The sequence below is a fragment of the Pontibacterium granulatum genome (genome assembly GCF_029961155.1).
Lineage (GTDB): Bacteria > Pseudomonadota > Gammaproteobacteria > Pseudomonadales > Balneatricaceae > Pontibacterium > Pontibacterium granulatum.
Genome location: NZ_JASBRH010000007.1, coordinates 86,110 through 104,783, shown reverse-complemented (window position 1 = coordinate 104,783; position 18,674 = coordinate 86,110). Strand labels below are relative to the sequence as shown.

The following is an 18,674-nucleotide window of genomic DNA, read 5'->3' as shown; positions in this document are numbered from 1 at the left end:
TGCCCACAATCTTCATTTCTCCGCTGAACTTATTTCCTTCTGCAACGATGGTTGTTCCTGCACGACCCTGCTTTGATTCAGAGGATACATTTCTTGTAATGAGGCCCATTTCACATCCTTAACTTTACTGAAGAGTGAATCAAAATCCGACATACTCCAAGCAAGGAACGGATCCGGGTCCAGCGGAGTGAACAGGTGCCGCACCTCATAGTGCAGGTGAGGCCCGGTAGAGATACCGGTGTTTCCGCTGTATCCGATCAACTGCCCTTTGCGCACAAATTCACGGTTTTTAACCTTAACCGCATTCAAGTGCCCGTAGTACGTTTTGAATCCGAAGTTATGCAGCAGAATGATTAACTTACCGTAACCGCTCTGCTTATGGTATCCGGCATATTCCACAACCGCATCAGCTGTAGCATATACCGGCGTACCGATACTCGCCTTAAAATCGATGCCATGGTGGATATGGCGTTTTTTTAACACTGGATGTATACGTGGTCCGAAGCGGGCAGTTACCCGCGGACTCAGAATCGGCATCCCGTTGGGAATCATATGCAGGAAGTAGAGGCGCTTGCTGGCCATCACCTTAAGTTCTTCTGCCCGTTCCTCGGTCATGTTTTCGGAAACAGGCAACCCCAGCAGGCTTTCCAGCCCGGAAAGGGATTGATCCAGCGATTGGTTCAGGGCGCCAATACGACTGTTTTCTTCTTCCAACTGGGCTTTCTCATCCATCAACGTATTCAACGTTGTGGAGAGTTCATCCATCTCGGATTTATACAGCTGCTGCGAACCCAACATCATCTCGTAGTCCTGCGCCAGCTGTTCATGATCGCTGGCCAGTTCCTCCAGATCATCGCTGGTTTTCCACAACAGCGGTGTGGCAACAAAAAAACTAACAGCTGCCAGCACAACAAATAAAACGATGCCGTACCGCGTCAACTGATTCAGAGAGTACTGCCGTGACCCGTGTACTGTCGTCAGAGTCACAACCATCCGGTTTTTCAAGTTTCCACCAATCTAATACCACTACAAAAACAAAGCCAAATATACCGTTTTAGCATGACATTGTCATAACCGGGTATTGCAACGGCGATCACAGTTTATGCATCGAAATCGATCTAATTTCGACCAATTGATAACCCTCACACCCCCGACCTGTCATAAAGCGGTGATAGAGTAAGAAGTTCTCACGACTGGGAAAACCATCCAGGGAAGTGCACAGCGGATGGATATTTATAACTAAAAACAGATGAAGGATGCAGCATGAGCAATCGAGAGATCGTCGTACTAAGTGGCGTGCGTACAGCAATAGGTGGATTTGGTGGCAGCCTGAAGAGTAAGACACCGGGCGAACTGGCGGCGGCCTGTGTGGCCGAGGCGGTAAAACGTTCCGGAGCAGAACCTGAAGCGTATGGCCACGCTGTATTTGGAAACGTGATTCACACCGAGCGTCAGGATATGTACCTGAGCCGAGCCGCCGCTGTAAACGGTGGCCTGCCACACGAAACCCCGGCGGTAACAGTTAACCGTCTTTGTGGTAGTGGCCTGCAAGCGATTATTACCGCCGCCCAGCAGATCGAAACCGAGCAGTGCGATGCTGCGATTGCCGGTGGTGCGGAAGTGATGAGCCGCTCTCAATACTGGCTACCGTCCGGCCGCTTCGGTCAACGTATGGGTGATGGCCAGATTGTAGATGCTATGGTTGGCGCCCTGACCTGTCCTTTTGACAACACCCACATGGGTATCACCGCAGAGAACATCGCAGAGAAGTGGAACATCAGCCGACAAGATCAGGATGCGCTGGCCGTGATGAGCCACAACCGTGCGGAAGCAGCGATCAAAGAGGGGCGTTTCAAGGATCAAATCCTGCCAATCGAAATTGCAGACCGCAAAAAGACCATCATCTTTGATACTGACGAACACACCCGCCACGGTCTCACCATGGACGACGTCGCCAAGATGCGTCCTGCATTCAAAAAAGACGGCTCCGTTACAGCGGGTAACGCCTCCGGCCTCAACGATGCGGCAGCTGCGGTTACCTTGATGGCAGCGGATGTAGCAGAAGCAAAAGGCCTGCAACCGATGGCCAAACTGGCAGCTTACAGCTTTGCCGGTGTTGAACCGAAGTACATGGGTATTGGCCCCGTACCCGCTGTACGTAAGCTGCTGGATAAAGCAGGCCTGTCCGTTGCGGATATCGATGTCTGGGAAGTGAACGAAGCCTTCGCGGCACAGGCCCTGGCAGTATGCCGCGACCTGGAACTACCGATGGACAAGGTGAACGTAAACGGTTCCGGTATCTCCCTGGGACACCCCATCGGCGCAACCGGCGCCATCATCACCGTAAAAGCACTGTATGAGCTGCAGCGTACCGAAGGACGCTACGCAGTTGTCACCATGTGTATCGGTGGCGGTCAGGGGATCGCGGCCCTGTTCGAGCGCATCTAATCACGCCTGTTGAAAACGCCCCGCTTCCTTCCCCTTAGCGGGGTGCTTTCCCCTCTCCGACGCAATTTCACCCTGTGCATCTGAATCCCCCATGTTCTACACTGGAGCGGACATTCACGGACCCACAGGCGGTGACCTATGCATCCGCTCTTTCACTACTTTAGTCCTGAATTTCATCAGGGCGACCTGCAAAGTCTCTGGCAGGACATGTGTGATCACTACACCGCCGACGAAAAACTGATGGTATCGGAGCTGCAGCAACTGGTGCCAGACACTCCCGATGCCGCCGCCCTTGCCGCCCAGTGGTTACAAACCCAGCGGGAAACACCCTGTGCACGTTTTGACCTCCACCAACTGATCAGCCAGTTCAGCATCAATTCCGACGAGGGTCTCGCCCTCATTTCGATGGCTGAAGCCCTGTTGCGCATCCCCGATGCCGAAACCGCCTATGCCTTGGTGGAAGACAAGCTGGACTCTGCCGACTGGGAACAGGCGCTGACGAACAATGAAAGCACCCTGCTGAACACCTCTATCTGGGGCATTGCCCTTGGCCAGCACCTGGTCAGACAGGACAGCAACCCAAGCGGGCTTTACACCTCGGTGCGGCGACGCCTGGGGCGCCCGGCGATGCTAAAAGTGATGAAAACCATCATGCGTTCACTGAGTGACAACTTCGTTTTCGCCGAGACCATAAAAGCAGCCTGTGACCGGCGCTATGACTACGACAGCAGCCTGAATCAGTTCTCCTTTGATATCTTGGGCGAAGCCGCTGTCAGCGAGAGCGACGTTGAGCATTACTTTGCTACCTACCTCAATGCGATTGAAACCGTAGGACAACGCAAAGATGCCGTCGACACCACTATATCGATCAAACTCTCGGCCCTGCATCCACGTTTTGAGAACCTCAAAAACCGCCGGGTGTATCAGGAACTGACCGATCGCCTACTGCAGCTGATTGTCGCTGCCCGCACGGCAGATGTCGGCATCATCCTGGATGCAGAAGAAGCAGACCGTCTGGAACTGAGCCTCAACGTCTTCAAGGAACTGCTGCGCACCGACCTGGCCATCGGCTGGGGCAAACTGGGCCTGGCGGTTCAGGCCTACAGCAAGCGTGCGCTACCAACACTCGGCTGGCTCGAGCACCTGGGACGAGAACTGGATACCCCCATCCCGATACGGCTGGTTAAAGGCGCGTGCTGGGACGCGGAGATCAAACTGGCACAGCAACTTGGTTTGAAGGATTATCCGGTCTACACCCTCAAAGCCAGCACTGATATCGCCTACCTGGTCTGTGCCCGCTTTTTGCTGTCGGAACAGTGCCGTACCCTGCTACCGGAGTTCGCCACGCACAATGCGCTCACAGCGGCGCAACTGCTCGGGATCCCCAGCCAAAAGCCGATCAAATTTCAGCGCTTGCACGGTATGGCCGACGGCTTGTACCAACAGATTAGCCACGAGCGACAACGCCCCTGCCGTATCTATGCACCGGTAGGCGACCACCGCGAACTGTTACCCTACCTGGTACGACGGCTGCTTGAGAACGGCGCCAACAGCGCCTTTATCTTTAAGGCAAACAACCGGAATATTCCGATCAGCACCCTGTTGAAAAGTCCGCTGGAACGCCTCCACCAGACCAGTGCACTGCGCAATCCCCGCATCCCGTTGCCTGCTAATGTTTTCGCCAGCAATCGAAAAAACTCACAAGGCTTCAACTATGGTTCCAGCCAGGAGCTTCTGGACCTGCGCAACCGGCTGAATCATTTCGAAAACGCTGTCTGGCACGGGATGCCGATCATATCCGGTGAAAAGCAGCCCGGCATGGAATCGGTCGCCGTGTACAGCCCCCAGGATATCGAGCAGCAGATCGGTACACTGGATATCGCCGCACCGGAACAGATTAAACGTGCTTATGCCGATGCCAGCACCGCTTGGCCTGCCTGGCGGGATACTCCCGTAGCAGAACGCAGCGCGGTGCTGCTACGTTATGCCGAATTGTTGGAAGCGCACCGCAACGAGTTGATCTATCTCTGCATGAGCGAAGCAGGCAAAACCCTGCGCGATGCAATCGACGAGATCCGCAGAGCCGTCGACTTTTGCTACTACTATGCAGCCCAAGCGGAAAAGCAACTGAACAGCCGTACCCTGATCTCTGTTACCGGCGAAAGCAACGAACTGCAGCTCAAAGGCCGGGGGATCTTTCTCTGTATCAGCCCCTGGAACTCCCCCCTGGCGATCTTCTCCGGCCAGATTGCCGCCGCCCTAGTGTCCGGCAACGCCGTGATCGCCAAGCCCTCCAGCAAATCCTCGCTGATTGCCATGCGTGCGACCGAGCTGTGGCTGGAAGCGGGTTTACCAATGGAAATATTGCAGTTGATCCCGTTCAGCGGCACAGAACAGAGCGAGCAGCTATTGCAAGACTACCGCCTGGCGGGCATTGCCTTCACCGGCTCCTGCGCTACTGCCAACGGTATCTTTGCCACGCTGGCCCAACGCCTTGGCGCACCGTTACCGGTAATGATCGCCGAAACTGGCGGCCTCAATGCGATGATCGCCGACAGCACATCACTGCCGGAACAGATCGTAAAAGACGCAGTACGCTCTGCATTCGCCAGCGCCGGACAAAGCTGCTCAGCCCTCCGGGTACTTTACCTACAAGAGGAGATTGCCGATGCGGTGACCGACCAACTAATCGGTGCCACCAAAGAGCTGAAGCTTGGCGATCCACGCCGCTTTGATGTAGATATCGGCCCGATCATCGATCAGGAAGCGATGGATACGCTCTACAATCACATAGAACTGGCGCGGGCCCAGGGCCGCTTGATGTTTGAGCTACAGACCGGCCCAAAGCATGATCCGGGGTATTTCGTACCGCCGACCATCATCCGCTTGCATACCATGGACGAACTGACCGAAGAGATCTTTGGCCCGATTCTCCATATCGTGCGTTACCCCGCAGAACGGCTGGATCAGGTGATCGAAGAGATCAATCGCTCCGGGTATGGCCTGACGCTGGGCATCCACTCCCGCAACAGCCAGACCATCCGCCACATCACAGAGCAGGCCCAGGTGGGCAATATCTATGTCAATCGGGATCAGGTCGGCGCAGTCGTTGGAGCCCAACCGTTTGGCGGTATGAACCTGTCCGGTACCGGTCCTAAAGCGGGTGGCCCGTTCTACCTGCACAGCTTTGTACAGGAAAAAACCATCACCCAGAACACCACAGCCTGCGGTGGGGACCGTCAGCTATTGATGGATGCAGAGGGAGGTTAAACCCGACAGCCAGATGCAAAAAGGCGCCTTATAGGCGCCTTTTTATCTACTGAATAATGCGTCAGGTTTCACTCACTTCGGCTTGTTCTGCCACTGGACTGAGTCGATAACATGGGGTGTACTCTTTGTAGTTCAGTTTCATACGGCGCTGCTCTACAAAGGAGGTCAACAATCGGTCCAGCTCACCCATCATCGCTGGGTCACCCTGGATATCAAATGGCCCATGCTCCTCGATGGCCCGAATCCCAGGTTCCTTCACATTACCTGCAACGATGCCTGAAAGGGCACACCGCAGGTTCGCCGCCAGCTCAAAATTGCTCTGGCCATGATTAATATTCAGCTTGGCCATGTTGTCGTGGGTTGGCTCAAACGGCTGCTGGAACCCTGCAGGAATGTACAACTGCCAATTGAAGTGGAACGACTCACTGGTCGCCTTGCGGTACTCGGTTACGTTTCTGAGACCTTCATTCATCCGTAGCGCAACCTCATGGGCATCATCAATGATGATTTCGTAGCGCTGGCTGGCTTCATCGCCCAACGTTTGGCGAATGAACTGATCCACAGTTGCGAAGTATTCTTCACTGCCGGCAGGTCCGGTAAAGATCAGCGGGAACGGGATATCGCTGTTACGCTCGTGCAGCAGTAATCCCAGGATATAAAGGATCTCTTCCGCCGTACCGGCACCACCGGGGAAGACGATGATACCGTGTCCCAGGCGCACAAAGGCTTCCAGACGTTTCTCAATGTCCGGCATGATGATCAGTTCATTTACGATCGGGTTTGGGCTTTCTGCGGCAATGATACCCGGCTCGGAAATCCCCACATACCGGCCATCGTCTATCCGCTGCTTGGCATGTGCGATCGTGGCACCTTTCATCGGTCCTTTCATCGCGCCCGGCCCACAACCGGTGCAAATGTCCAGCGCCCGCAGACCTAGCTCGTAGCCGACTTTTTTGGTGTATTCATATTCGTGGCGACTGATTGAGTGTCCGCCCCAGCACACCACCAGATTCGGTTTTACGTGCGGTCGGATCGCTTCGGCATGGCGCAGAATGTGAAAGACCATGTTGCTGATCGTTTCGGAGTCGTCGAGACCAGCACAGCATTTATCCAGCTCATCACCCACATAGAGCAGGTCACGCAGTACTGAGAACAGATGTTCACGGATACCGGTGATGATCTCACCGTCGACAAACGCACTTACCGGTGCATTGATCAGGTCCAGTTGAACACCGCGGTGTTTCTGGCTGATCTTGATGTCGAATTTCTGAAATTTCTCCAGGACCTTCTTGGTACTGTCCAGTTCGCTGCCGCAGTTGAGCACTGCCAGGCTGCACTGGCGGAAGAGTTTATACAACCCGCCCTTGCTGGCGTCGTGAAGTTTCGCAACTTCGTAGGGAGACAAGGTGTCGAGATTATCCAGTGGCGTCACACTGGTGGTAACGAATTGTTCTGTGATCATGTAATCCACCTCCTTGGGCAGTCAGACGCAGCAATCGTGCCGCCGGTTCGACGGTGGCCTGCGCCTCTTCATGTACTCTTTATGTCATACGTCAGACCAATGACAAATCCATGAAGTTCACAAAATCACTATAGGTTATCCTCCACAATCTGCCAAAACTGGTTATTTTTCAACCAATTACTATTTCAAAAGCTGATCTACAAAATCCGGCAGCACTTCGCTGGCCGCGCCGTAGATATGCTCGTCAAACGCTGATTCCACACGGGACGGTTCCAGATTCAGTTCAACAGTGTGCGCACCGGCAGCATTGGCGACCTCCACAAAACCGGCTGCGGGGTACACATGACCGGAGGTACCGATTGATAGGAACAGGTCACAGTTATCCAGCGCATTGTAGATCCGATCCATATGCATCGGCATCTCACCAAACCAGACGATGTCCGGTCGTAGCAAACCCGGTTCGCCGCAGCAACTGCAAAGGTCATCCGGTGAACTGGAGCCTTCAAAGAAGGTCACCTCTCCACTCTGGGAGCAGCGCATATTCAGCAACTCACCGTGCATGTGGATCAGATTCTCACTGCCGGCCCGCTCGTGGAGATTATCAATATTCTGGGTTACCAAAAGCACCGAACCGGGGTGCCGTTTCTCCAGTTCAGCCAGGGCATAGTGAGCAGGATTGGGTTGCACATCCGGCGACAGCAAACCCTGGCGACGCTGATTGTAGAACCGATGCACCAACTCCGGATCACGTACAAAGGCCTCTGGTGTCGCCACGTCCTCAACCCGATGGTCTTCCCACAGACCATCCGCTGCCCGAAAGGTACGAATACCGGACTCCGCCGAAATGCCCGCCCCAGTCAGGATGACTATCGATTCCGCACTCATACTCACCTCCACAAAAACTAATGGAGCCTTTTGGGCTCAACCAGATCGTCACGAGGAAACTGAGATTTGAGGCAAATTTTTCGGTCTTTCGTGGAGAATAGCGAGCTATTTAACGAGAAAGAGCGTGAAAATATGACCAAACTCGACGTTTCCGCAGTCGATTAGCGTTAAGTTCGAAAGACTCCTACTGTCACAATACAGCAATGCTTGTGTAATTAGACTATCTTTGAATTCAAGGTAACCGAAAAAACCGAACCGGTACAATTGGTTGCCCCAACAAAGAAAGGAAGGTGAAGGACCTAACCTCTTGATGAGATCGCACGACAAACTGGAACAGGCAGTGGCGTTCATCGAAGGATCTGCGCCCCAATTTCAACATCGCAGCAGCAGAGGATGATGCCCAACGATGTTACGCAGTAACCTGAACCACCCTACCCGACCTCTCAGCCTCTACCGGGCCTGCAGCTGTCTCGCCAGCGCCCAGAAATCCCTGGACAGTCAGCTGCAAATTACCCACCCGGCGTCAGAAGGAATCAGCCATGACCGCATCTAAGCTCTACATTCTGGATACCAACGTTCTGCTTCACGACCCTAAGTGTCTGTACGAGTTCAAGGAGCAGGATATCGCCATTCCCATGACCGTCCTGGAGGAGCTGGACGACATCAAGGACCGTAAGAAAAACGTCGCAGCCGAGGCACGTTACGCCATTCGCGCCATCGATCAGATCCTGAGCGGTGCCGAAACCTCGGCGCAGATCACCAAAGGGGTGCCGATCAAACAGAATGGCCCGGACGGAACCGACATTCGTTTGGGTAAGCTGAGTATCTTTCCGGATCATGAGTTAACCATGCGCCAAGGCTTTTTGCCCAACGAACATAACAAAGACAACTTGATCATCAACTGTGCACTGCACCTGCAGGCCACCAATCCCCACCGTGAAATCATCCTGGTCACCAAGGATATCAACATGCGCCTTAAGGCGCTGGGCGCAGGTTTGCAGAAGGTAGAAGACTACCGCACCGACCAGTTGGTATCGGATATCGAGCTTCTGCCCGCCGGCCACTACAAGATGGAAGGCAACTTCTGGGATCACGTCACCGACGTGAACAGCTACCAGGAAGGAAAACACACCTATCACCAGATTGATCGTGCGGTCCTGCCTGACACTTACCCGGCGGAGTATATCTACGACGACACGGAGGACTTCGCCGCCCGGGTGGTAAGTGTCGACGAGACCACTATCACACTGTTGGATCTGAACTACGAGAAAAGCATGCAGCAGAACTGCTGGGGTATCGAACCGATCAATATCCAGCAGGCGTTCGCTATGCAGGCAGTACTGGACCCATCGATCGACCTGGCGATTCTCAACGGTGCGGCCGGATCTGGTAAAACCCTGATTGCACTGGCCTGCGCACTGGAGATGGTGATTGAAGAGAAACAGTACAACAAGATCATCGTCACCCGCTCTACCCCACCGGTTGCCGAGGATATCGGATTTCTGCCGGGTACCGAGGAGGAGAAGATGACCCCTTGGCTGAGTGCAATCCACGATAACCTGGAAGCGATGCACGAACACGATGAACGACCGCAGAGCAGCGTGAAATACGCGATCGAAAAAGCCAATATCCAGTTCAAGTCGCTTAACTTTATCCGTGGCCGCAGTATCCAGGATGCGTTGGTGCTGATCGACGAAGCACAAAACCTGACCCCATCGCAGCTGAAAACCATCATCACCCGCTGTGGTAAGGGTTCGAAGATGATCTGCCTGGGTAACCTGGCGCAGATCGACTCCAACTATCTGACTCCACTGACCTCGGGCCTGACCTACATTGTGGAGCGTTTCAAGGACTACCCAGGCGCGGCCACCGTGCATCTGGAAGGTATCTTCCGCTCCGAACTGGCGGAATATGCCGAGGAACATCTTTGATCTGACGCGAAAACTGAAAATCTAGACTAAAGTCTAAACACTTCTGGATGCCGCTATATCTCTGGTGTAGCGGCATTTTTAATGGCTGAAATCGAGCACTGGCTAACATGCGCTCTTTCAATCCGTCGTGTTATCCCTATAATCCCGCCGCAACAAAATAATAATAATAACGTCATATTACGCGACCGCTGATTCAGGAATAAAAATAACTCACTGAACGCTTATTACCCACGCCGTCGCCTCAGACGCCCTACTACCCAAACGGGCGACCTGAGATTCATTTTTGCTCCACAGGTTCTACCTACAATTCAGTGATCACCCGAGAGATTACGGAAAAGTGCTTTGTGCCTGCATCAAAGCCTCTGACCGCCTCTGACCGACTGAACGCCAGTTTCTTCCGGAAGCCGAGTGGCACTCTGTGCAAGGCGACTTCCCCTTTATTTGTGCCGGACGACGGTCCGGCAATTTTTCCTGCACCGTCTGCGGTATACTTGTCCACAACATCCTTTGCACCCTGCTTTCTATGTCCAACCTTGCCGACAAGCTGACAAGGGGCCTGAAAATGCTCCTGATCCTGCCGATTCGTGGCTACCAGTACCTGATCAGCCCGTTGCTGGGCAGCAACTGCCGTTTCTACCCGAGTTGTTCACACTACATGATCGAGGCGATCGAAACCCACGGCATTCTGAAAGGCGGCTATCTGGGGATCAGACGCATTCTGCGTTGCCATCCGTACAGTGAAGGCGGCATGGATCCGGTTCCTCCCCGCTGTAGCTGCAGTAAAAGTCACCCAGAAAAAACAGAGCAAGAGATCGGTCAGTCAAAAAACTGAGCGTATTTCACCATCAACTGCTGTGCTTCCTGAAGCGAAATCAGTTCAAAAAGCACCATTTGGCCCGCCCGACGCTGACTAAGCTGGTACAGATCCAGCGGCAGAATCGATCCGAGTTTCGGATATCCACCGATTGTTTGCCTGTCTTTCATCAAGACGATAGGCTGACCATCCGGCGGGACCTGCACCACTCCATACGTTACCCCCTCAGAGTGGATAGCATTCAGGCCCGATATCACTGGCGCTCCCTGCAAACGGTACCCCATACGGTCGCTTTGCGGCAGGATCTTATAGGGTTCTGAAAGCAACGCCGCCACCGCACCATCCTCAACGGCGCTAAATTGATAACCGGGTATCAGCCGTAAACGCAGCGGAGTCTCATCATAATCCGGTCGGTATCTGAACGGGACGGCAGGCACACCGTTAAAGGTAATGCGGCTGTCATCGCAGGGCAGCAGCATTCCGGCTTCTATCGGCTTGCCGTCCAATCCTCCCATCTGTTCGCGTACGACGGTTGCCACGCTGCCCAGTTCCGGTACGACCCGAAAACCACCCACTACTGCCAGATAGACACGTACCCCACTCCGACTCCATCCTAGTTTGATCCGATCCGACGGCATGACAGAATGAACCGACCAATTGCATTTCGCAGCGCCATTTATCCGCAAATCACATTCAGCCCCTGTGATCGCGATCCAGCTAGCGACGTTCGCAACCACCTCCAGGTGCCCCAAGGTAATCTCCAGAAGCGGCGCGTTCGCATCGTTGCCGAGCAGTCGGTTGGCCCAGCGCGCAGCTACTTCATCCATTGCGCCCCCCGATGTCAGCCCCTGATGCTGAAGCCCGAAACGCCCTAAGTCCTGGATAAGGGTAAGAGGGCCGGGCGTTATTACAGTTAACCCCTGCTGCATGACTCGGCCCTCCAGTTTTTATACTCATCAAGTGACAGCGGCTGGAAGATGACTTCATCACCTACCTGTATCAGCGACTGTGGAGTACGTGATTTATCAAACATCGGTAACGGGCAGCGACCGATCAACCACCATCCCCCAGGCGTCATCTGGGGATAGACTGTGGTACTGCGGTTGGCAACGGCCACTGAACCGGCGGGTACAGTGGTTCGTGGGGTATCCAGCCGGGAGACCTGAAGGCGTGTATCCAACTCACCGAGATAGGCAAATCCAGGGCTGAATCCGACAGCAAACACCTGGTAGCATTTATCGCTATGGATAGTAACGATCTCATCCGGCGATAACTGTTTCACTTCAGATAAACGCATCAGGTCCGGCGCGAGAGATACGTCATAGCACACCGGCAAAACAATACGTTGACGAGGTACCTGTTCCGCTTCCCCCATGTCACACTGATCAAGCAGCAAACTTAAGCGTTGGCGTAGTTCAACCTCAGAGATCGTGCGCAGGTCGTATTGAATCAGGATGGAGGTGTAAGCAGGCACCAGCTCGACAATCCCCTCCGTCAATTGCTGACGAACCTGATCCACACAGTGACGGATCTGACAGGTTAGCTTTTCGCTGGGCTTATCTCCCAAGTAGACGATAAGCGCATCCACTGCTGCTGTGCGCAGCTCGTACGGAAACCCGTCTTGCTCGCCAGAGCCATTTACATCGATTGCTTTCATACACACCTCATCACGCACACATGCGAATAATCCAGCGGAGCTGATCAATACCGTGTCATTGGCAGGACATTGCCTGTAAATCAGAGGGTTATAGGTACTCTATTCAGTACCATCCGTTGACCGAATACCGTTAGGGGTCTATAGATATACAGATAAAACCGGCCTTCTGAAGTAGGGTTGCCTATGTTTGATCCGTTCTCCGTCATACTTATTGTGACAATCTATATGGCCCTACTGTTTGCATTGGCACAGTGGGTTGAGCGGCGTAATCAGCTGACAGGGAAGCAGATCAGCAGTCCCTGGGTATACGCCCTCTCAATTGCGGTTTACCACACTTCGTGGACGTTCTATGGCAGTGTAGGTTTCGCCGCCACTTCAGGCCTACTCTTCCTGGGGGTTTACCTCGGTGGATTTATTGCCGTGATGTTCTGGCACATCACGCTACGGAAGATGATTCAGGCGAAAGAAACCTACCGCATCACCAGCATCGCCGACTTTATCTCCACCCGCTATAACCGCTCCCAGAAGATTGCAGCACTGGTAACCATCATCGCTTTGCTGGGCATCGTGCCCTATATCTCCCTGCAGCTGAAAGCGGTGGTTGCGTCCTTCAACCTGATTACCCACGACAGTACGCAGATGCTCGATTCGGGCCTCTCAGGTTTCTTTGTTACGCTGATGATGATCGCTTTCACCATTTTGTTTGGTGTGCGCCGCCTGGATCCAACCGAGCGACACCAAGGGATGATCTTTGCCCTGGTAGCTGAATGTATTGTGAAACTGGTCGCCTTTATCTCGGTGGGCCTGTTTGTCTCCTTTGTGATGTTTGATGGCTTTGCCGACATCAACCAGCGCCTCGCTGAGGCGGGACTGGAGCATGTCACCAGTCTGGCCACCAATGACAATGCCTGGTCAATGTGGGTTACCCTGATCGTGCTGAGCTTCTTTGCCGTACAGCTTCTGCCCCGCCAGTTCCACGTAGCGGTAGTAGAAAACACCAACCAGAAGCACATCAGGACCTCTATGTGGCTGTTCCCACTGTATATGATACTGATCAACATTTTTGTTGTTCCGATCGCAGCGGGAGGTTTGCTCTCAGGCCTCGACAGCAATCTCGCAGACTTCTATGTATTGTTGCTTCCGAAATTGGCCGGCAACAATATACTCTCCCTGGTTGCCTTCATCGGTGGTTTCTCTGCGGCTACCGGCATGATCATTATCACCACTATGACACTGGCAACCATGGCGTCCAACCACCTCGTTTTGCCCGCCATAGAGCGCACCAATGCCTGTGCCTTCCTGCGCGGCTATCTACTACAAGTACGTTGGGGGCTGGTGACCCTGATTCTTGTGGGCAGCTACTGGTTTACGCTGGAGTTTGCCGACTCCTACATTCTGGTTTCAATCGGATTGATGTCTTTTGTGGCTATTCTGCAGTTTGGCCCGGCAACCTTTGGCGGCTTGTTCTGGAAAAAAGCCAACAGCATGGGCGCCTTCCTGGGGCTATTCGCCGGCTTTTTAGCATGGGCCTACACCCTGGTACTGCCAACACTGGCCAAAAACGGCTGGTTTGCAATGAGCCTGCTCAATCAGGGACCGTTTGGCATCGAGATGCTGCGCCCCGAAGCGCTGTTCGGCCTTGAAGGCCTGAACCCGGTCACTCACGCTGTGCTCTGGTCTATGCTGGCAAATGTAGGAACCTACGTCGCGTTCTCATTGCTGTACCAACCCAACAAAACCGAGCGCAACTTCACAGCCGAATTTATGTGTGCAATGCTGCCACGTGCATCCGGCCACAAGGCACGTCCAACAGGGCTTGAAGCCTATATCGCCCTCCCCCCCAAACTGGAAGAAGCTCACACGCTGCTCTCAAACTATCTGCCGGCAGACAAAGCCCGGGAACAGGTCAACACCATTGCAGATGACCTTCAGGTTCTTGAGAAAACCCACATAACGATCATCGAGCTGGTTGAGTTTCACAGGATGCTAGAACACGTTCTGGCAGGCTCCATCGGCTCGGCAGGTGCACACGGAGCCATAGAAAACCGCATCCGATACTCGGATAAAGAAGCGGCCGATCTACAAGCGGTTTTCAGCCATATTGTCAACGAACTGCAAGGCCCTGGCGTCACCTCAGACCTGGGTAAATCCGACACCCAGGATACAGGGATGGGGTTGCTGGAAGATTTGCAGGCTCAAATTGATAAGCTGCAGTTGAGCATTCAACAGAAAGACAATGAGATCACTACACTTGAGCGCAAGCTGGACGACCGTTATGAGGAGATTTTCAAATACCGCTTAGAAGTGCAGAAAACCCACCAAGAGAATGAAGCTCTGCGCAGGGAGCTTGGTGAGAAATTAAGTCATCTCTGAGTGATTTTTCGGTATGGGGTACTTGGTAGGGTGAGCTTTTTGTGCAGCACGTTCAAGCTTGCGCAGATAACCGGCACTCAGCCAGCTCAACCCGGTAAACAGCATAACGCCCACAGCATCGGCAGCCAGGTCGTAAAGATCAAAGGTGCGGCTGGGAATAAAATACTGACTGAACTCTTCGGTCACGGCAAAGGATGTCACGATCGCGGTACCCAGATAGACCTGACACCACCCCCGCCCCAGGGTTTGGAAACGGAAACAGAGATTCAACATCAGTACCATCAGGCCAAACACCGCAAAGTGCCCCACCTTGTCACCGTAAGGTAACGTGCGTACCCACTGAAATATGGCGGTTTCTTTACCGGTATTTGCTTCAAAAATCACCCACAGCACAAACGACACAAATATTACTGTCAGCGGAATAACGAAGCGATGGATGCCTTGAATTACCTTACCCAATCTCTGTACCGAATCTGTTTATACGACGTTGTACGATCTAAACCAGACTTTACCTGCGCATTCGCATCATAGTCAGAAGAATTCCAATCGATGTAAAGGTTCCCACGATGCTCAAAAAATTCCTACTGCTACCCGCCTTCAGTATCACCGCATCAAGTGCTAATGCTCAAACACCTGATCTGGAACAACAGCTCGTGGGCACTAAACAACGCCAGGCGATTGCGGACAGCTAGAGAGGGTGTTGTAAAACGTAAGGAGCACAGCTGAAACAAGGCAAAAAGCTGCGAAAATACATTTATGTAGGTGTAAATGAGCATTTTGAGCAGATTTTTAACACCATATCAGCAAGCACTGTCGTTTTGCGACACCCTCTAGAGCGAGTAGACAATTTAAAGGTTAGTGGATAATCATGCTGGTGCGCTTTCTTGTTGATCGAATGTCGGAATCCATCATAGGTCTCCAATGTGTAAACCTATATCAGGACGGTACAAACCTCCCAATGAAAAAGGGGCCTATACAGACCCACTTTTATCGTTTCTACCATTAAAGAAAAAACGGAAGCTTAATCGTCGTCGTGCTCGTGCAGATGCACATCCATCTGTGGATAAGGGATCGTGATATCCTCTGCATCGAAGCGCAACTTCACAGCTTCAGTGGTATCCCACTTCACGCTCCAGTAATCGGCTGATTTCACCCAGGGACGCACAACAAAATTCACACTGCTATCCGCCAGTTCTGACACTGCCACGACCGGCGCTGGGTCTTTCAATATACGTTCATCGTTTGCCAGAATCTCTACCAGAATCGCTTTTGCCTGTTTCAGATCGCTGTCGTAACCGATACCAAAAACCATATCCACACGGCGGGTATCACGGGCAGAGAAGTTAACGATTACATCGCTGTAAATACCACCGTTTGGCACAATCACTTCACGGTTATCCGGAGTGCGCATCACAGTGTTAAAAATGGTGACATGCTCCACGATACCGGAGACACCACCCGCCTCTACAAAGTCACCTTCGCGAAATGGACGGAACACAATCAGCATCACACCCGCCGCAAAGTTCTTAAGTGAATCCTGCAGCGCCAGGCCAACCGCCAAACCAGCAGCACCCACCAGAGCGATCAGCGATGTGGTATCCACCCCCAATTGATCAAGGGCCGCCACCACTACAACCAGCAGCAACAGTATGTTGGCAATTGATGTGATGAAGTTAACCAGCATATCGTCCATCTTGGAGCGACGCAGCAGGCGAGTGATCAGCTTAATGATCTGATTAGCAACCCAGCGACCGACAAAGAAGATCGCCAGCGCCAGCAGAATATTAATCACCCATGGGTAGATATAGGTGTCGAACATGTTTTCCATTGTGTTTTCCCTATCCAGTTAAATCCCGTTACCACCAAAACAGAACACCCCGTTATGCAGTGGCCGGAAGACGCATTTGTTATCATACTAATGCTTAACACAAACTTACTTCAGATGTGCTTCACTCCAGCCCTGATATGCAGGGCGGTTCGGAGCATCGGCTCATCGAAAAGTATTAAACAACTTAGTAGAATACGCACGGATCATTTTCAGTTTTTTGTTGTCTGAGCGGTCTATGGGTAGGTAAGCGGCTTGGGAGTAGGGAACCAGGCTTAGTTAGAACATAAGCAAATTACTATTAGCGACGGTATTGATGAAAACACTATTCACACTTTTGATTTTAAGCCTTTCCTTACAAGTTAACGCACAAACAGGCCATATCGCCGACGATGTATACATTTTTTACCACAGCGGCCCGAGTAACAAATACCGGATCACCGGCCGTGTGCAGAGCGGTGCGCCTGTCACCATCCTGAACACCGATCCAGCTACAAAATATGTTCAGATCCGCACACCAAACGGTAAGGTTGGCTGGGTTGCACCTGATAACGTCGGAAAAGGCCAGAGCATGAGTGTGCGTCTGCCTATTCTAGAGAGTGACCTGAAGAAAAGTCGTAGCCAGGTTGAAGAACAGAGCGAGGTGATCAACCAATTACAGGCAGAGTTGAATGCAGTTCGCAACGAGCGCCAAGTACTGGCTGACGAGGTTAACGAACTGAAAACCGAAATTAAGTCTCTCAGCTTCCAGATTGAGACCATGGATGAAAGCAACTTGATGCGCTGGTTTACCCACGGTGGCCTGATCGCGCTGGGTGGTGTAATTCTGGGTCTGCTGGTGCGTTCCTTCTCCGGTCGCCGCAAGCCATCTTCCACCTGGTAAGCAGCTTTTTCTTACCTACCGTCGGGTATAGCAGACATTCTCTAATGACTGTTATACCCGCTACCGCTTCGACATCCCTTCTATAGAAACTTCAGATTCAACGCACCAGACTCTTTCTGCCACACTGTAAATCCAGCTTTACAGTTCATGAAATGCACAGAATAAAAACGTTTCAACATGATTTATTTTCATTTAGATTTCGTCGTCAAAAAGTTGCATTATTTTAATATTGACGTGGATTAGCCATTAGAAATCATACAGTTAGATATCTGTACGATTTTTAACCAAACCAAGCAAAGCGCCCGTATTATCAGCGTTACAACTCCTTGCCCAAATCTTGTCGACAGGTTTATCCACAGGCTTTGGGGAAAATCCCCTAGCCCCTTAGAATATGCGCCGATGCTGCGCTGCACATAAAAATCAGTTGCACTTGTGACAATTTCCTTAATGAAAAATTTCTGTGTTGCATTAGCCAATCTAGGGGTTGACGGCCGCCCCTCCTCGCCATTGTCGATAGGTCAACTAAATGACCTGAATAAACAGATCCAATTGGCTGCTGATTCTCCCGCCATGCTCTAATACTTCTATAGATTTTTTGATCAGGAGATTCAGCACAATGAAACGCGTTACCATTTTTGGCCGTCCTGGATGTGGCTTCTGTACTCGCGCAAAACAGCTTTGTGAAATCAAAGAGTTAAACTTCCGCTACATTGATATCTACGCAGAGAATATCAGCAAGGCGGATCTGGAAAAGACGGTCGGTAAACCTGTTGAGACCGTACCCCAGATATTTATAGGACAAGAGCACATCGGTGGTTTCACCGAATTTGAACAATACGTTGGTCAACAGGGTCTATAATCAGTAATATCGAGTCTGAGGTGTGCCACCCGCGCATCGAAATGCCGAATCTGACGACCGGTAATATCCGGCACTAGGAGCGACATATGCTGATTTTTACAACTCTGCTGGCACTCGCAGCTGGTTATATTGTGTTCCAGATGAGCAAGCCCGCGCAGCGTGAGCTGAAACCGATTCGTATCCGCGTCGAAGAGAAACAGCAGCGTCGCCGTCGTTAAGACTATACGTCGACTACTGAAGTACTCTATCCAGCAAGGGAGCCACCAG

General features: G+C 52.3%; 17 protein-coding genes. 10 read left to right on the top strand and 7 right to left on the bottom strand.

Features of this window, described 5'->3' with window-relative positions; translation table 11 throughout:
* Window positions 1-12: 12 nt before the first annotated feature.
* Entirely contained in the window at window positions 13-993 is a 981-nt protein-coding gene (locus QKW35_RS08565) for a M23 family metallopeptidase (protein ID WP_282352473.1), read from the bottom strand.
* Window positions 994-1,263: 270 nt separating this feature from the next.
* On the opposite strand from QKW35_RS08565, the gene bktB reads away from it, so the two are divergent.
* Both bktB and putA read left to right on the top strand, forming a co-directional pair.
* Complete coding sequence (gene bktB / locus QKW35_RS08560) at window positions 1,264-2,448, top strand: beta-ketothiolase BktB (RefSeq protein WP_282352329.1); 1,185 nt, start codon at window positions 1,264-1,266, stop codon at window positions 2,446-2,448.
* Window positions 2,449-2,586: 138 nt separating this feature from the next.
* Window positions 2,587-5,718, top strand: coding sequence for a bifunctional proline dehydrogenase/L-glutamate gamma-semialdehyde dehydrogenase PutA (putA, locus tag QKW35_RS08555; RefSeq protein ID WP_282352327.1), 3,132 nt, complete (start codon window positions 2,587-2,589; stop codon window positions 5,716-5,718).
* A 61-nt stretch (window positions 5,719-5,779) separates the two neighbouring features.
* On the opposite strand, the gene ppnN is transcribed toward putA, so the two are convergent.
* Together ppnN and cobB are read right to left on the bottom strand one after the other, a co-directional pair.
* On the bottom strand, window positions 5,780-7,180 hold the full coding sequence (gene ppnN / locus QKW35_RS08550) for a nucleotide 5'-monophosphate nucleosidase PpnN (protein WP_282352325.1): 1,401 nt from the start codon (window positions 7,178-7,180) through the stop codon (window positions 5,780-5,782).
* Window positions 7,181-7,360: 180 nt separating this feature from the next.
* Window positions 7,361-8,065: a Sir2 family NAD+-dependent deacetylase gene (gene cobB / locus QKW35_RS08545; RefSeq protein WP_282352323.1), complete on the bottom strand. Its 705-nt coding sequence runs from the start codon at window positions 8,063-8,065 to the stop codon at window positions 7,361-7,363.
* 406 nt (window positions 8,066-8,471) lie between these two features.
* On the opposite strand from cobB, the gene QKW35_RS08540 reads away from it, so the two are divergent.
* The 3 genes from QKW35_RS08540 to yidD all read left to right on the top strand — a co-directional run bounded on the left by QKW35_RS08540 (window position 8,472) and on the right by yidD (window position 10,828).
* Window positions 8,472-8,618: a hypothetical protein gene (locus QKW35_RS08540; protein ID WP_282352321.1), complete on the top strand. Its 147-nt coding sequence runs from the start codon at window positions 8,472-8,474 to the stop codon at window positions 8,616-8,618.
* Window positions 8,605-9,996 (top strand): PhoH family protein, encoded by a 1,392-nt coding sequence (locus QKW35_RS08535; RefSeq protein WP_282352319.1) that lies wholly within the window; start codon window positions 8,605-8,607, stop codon window positions 9,994-9,996. The genes QKW35_RS08540 and QKW35_RS08535 overlap by 14 nt, the downstream gene beginning before the upstream one ends.
* A 562-nt stretch (window positions 9,997-10,558) precedes the next feature.
* Entirely contained in the window at window positions 10,559-10,828 is a 270-nt protein-coding gene (gene yidD / locus QKW35_RS08530; RefSeq protein WP_345774487.1) for a membrane protein insertion efficiency factor YidD, read from the top strand.
* Here yidD and QKW35_RS08525 read toward each other — a convergent pair.
* Together QKW35_RS08525 and pxpB are read right to left on the bottom strand one after the other, a co-directional pair.
* Entirely contained in the window at window positions 10,813-11,739 is a 927-nt protein-coding gene (locus tag QKW35_RS08525; protein ID WP_282352317.1) for a 5-oxoprolinase subunit C family protein, read from the bottom strand. The genes yidD and QKW35_RS08525 overlap by 16 nt on opposite strands.
* Window positions 11,724-12,467, bottom strand: coding sequence for a 5-oxoprolinase subunit PxpB (pxpB, locus tag QKW35_RS08520; RefSeq protein ID WP_282352315.1), 744 nt, complete (start codon window positions 12,465-12,467; stop codon window positions 11,724-11,726). The genes QKW35_RS08525 and pxpB overlap by 16 nt, the downstream gene beginning before the upstream one ends.
* A gap of 225 nt (window positions 12,468-12,692) precedes the next feature.
* On the opposite strand from pxpB, the gene QKW35_RS08515 reads away from it, so the two are divergent.
* Entirely contained in the window at window positions 12,693-14,840 is a 2,148-nt protein-coding gene (locus QKW35_RS08515) for a solute carrier 5/6 family protein (protein ID WP_282352313.1), read from the top strand.
* Here QKW35_RS08515 and QKW35_RS08510 read toward each other — a convergent pair.
* The gene (locus tag QKW35_RS08510) at window positions 14,826-15,299 is read right to left on the bottom strand and encodes a VanZ family protein (RefSeq protein ID WP_282352311.1); all 474 of its coding nucleotides are present in this window, start codon (window positions 15,297-15,299) and stop codon (window positions 14,826-14,828) included. The genes QKW35_RS08515 and QKW35_RS08510 overlap by 15 nt on opposite strands.
* A 107-nt stretch (window positions 15,300-15,406) precedes the next feature.
* On the opposite strand from QKW35_RS08510, the gene QKW35_RS08505 reads away from it, so the two are divergent.
* Window positions 15,407-15,532 carry a hypothetical protein gene (locus QKW35_RS08505; protein WP_282352309.1) on the top strand — a complete coding sequence of 42 codons (126 nt, stop codon included), beginning with the start codon at window positions 15,407-15,409 and terminating at the stop codon, window positions 15,530-15,532.
* Window positions 15,533-15,861: 329 nt separating this feature from the next.
* Here QKW35_RS08505 and QKW35_RS08500 read toward each other — a convergent pair whose 3' ends face one another.
* Window positions 15,862-16,668 carry a mechanosensitive ion channel family protein gene (locus QKW35_RS08500; RefSeq protein WP_282352307.1) on the bottom strand — a complete coding sequence of 269 codons (807 nt, stop codon included), beginning with the start codon at window positions 16,666-16,668 and terminating at the stop codon, window positions 15,862-15,864.
* A gap of 313 nt (window positions 16,669-16,981) precedes the next feature.
* On the opposite strand from QKW35_RS08500, the gene QKW35_RS08495 reads away from it, so the two are divergent.
* The 3 genes from QKW35_RS08495 (at window position 16,982) to QKW35_RS08485 (ending at window position 18,625) form a co-directional block, all read left to right on the top strand.
* Window positions 16,982-17,548, top strand: a complete 567-nt coding sequence (locus QKW35_RS08495) for a TIGR04211 family SH3 domain-containing protein (protein WP_282352305.1) — start codon at window positions 16,982-16,984, stop codon at window positions 17,546-17,548.
* Between the two features lie 616 nt (window positions 17,549-18,164).
* Window positions 18,165-18,407 carry a GrxA family glutaredoxin gene (locus tag QKW35_RS08490; RefSeq protein WP_282352303.1) on the top strand — a complete coding sequence of 81 codons (243 nt, stop codon included), beginning with the start codon at window positions 18,165-18,167 and terminating at the stop codon, window positions 18,405-18,407.
* Window positions 18,408-18,493: 86 nt separating this feature from the next.
* The gene (locus QKW35_RS08485) at window positions 18,494-18,625 is read left to right on the top strand and encodes a hypothetical protein (protein WP_282352301.1); all 132 of its coding nucleotides are present in this window, start codon (window positions 18,494-18,496) and stop codon (window positions 18,623-18,625) included.
* The last annotated feature ends 49 nt before the right edge of the window (window positions 18,626-18,674 follow it).